The sequence below is a fragment of the Streptococcus oralis genome (genome assembly GCF_001578945.1).
Lineage (GTDB): Bacteria > Bacillota > Bacilli > Lactobacillales > Streptococcaceae > Streptococcus > Streptococcus oralis_Q.
The window spans coordinates 1-346 of record NZ_KQ969642.1 but is presented as its reverse complement, the minus strand read 5'-3'; the positions used below and the strand labels follow the sequence as shown (position 1 = coordinate 346).

General features: G+C 49.1%; 4 tRNA genes. All 4 read left to right on the top strand.

Annotation, left to right across the window (positions count from 1 at the left end):
• Positions 1-9: 9 nt before the first annotated feature.
• The 4 genes from SORDD16_RS10205 to SORDD16_RS10190 all read left to right on the top strand — a co-directional run bounded on the left by SORDD16_RS10205 (position 10) and on the right by SORDD16_RS10190 (position 344).
• A tRNA-Tyr gene (locus tag SORDD16_RS10205) sits at positions 10-90 on the top strand.
• 11 nt (positions 91-101) lie between these two features.
• Positions 102-172: transfer RNA gene (locus SORDD16_RS10200), tRNA-Trp, on the top strand.
• A gap of 14 nt (positions 173-186) precedes the next feature.
• Positions 187-259 (top strand) — tRNA-His (locus tag SORDD16_RS10195).
• A gap of 13 nt (positions 260-272) precedes the next feature.
• A tRNA-Gln gene (locus SORDD16_RS10190) sits at positions 273-344 on the top strand.
• Positions 345-346 lie beyond the last annotated feature (2 nt).

Here is a 346-nt window from a genome sequence, read left to right as displayed (position 1 = left end):
TTATAACTTGGAAGGGTAGCGAAGAGGCTAAACGCGGCGGACTGTAAATCCGCTCCTTCGGGTTCGGGGGTTCGAATCCCTCCCCTTCCATTACTTTAGTTACGGGCATAGTTTAAAGGTAGAACTAAGGTCTCCAAAACCTTCAGTGTGGGTTCAATTCCTACTGCCCGTGTTAATATGATTATGGCGGGTGTGGTGAAGTGGTTAACACACCAGATTGTGGCTCTGGCATGCGTGGGTTCGATCCCCATCACTCGCCTATTTTATATTATTGGGGTATAGCCAAGCGGTAAGGCAAGGGACTTTGACTCCCTCATGCGTTGGTTCGAATCCAGCTACCCCAGTT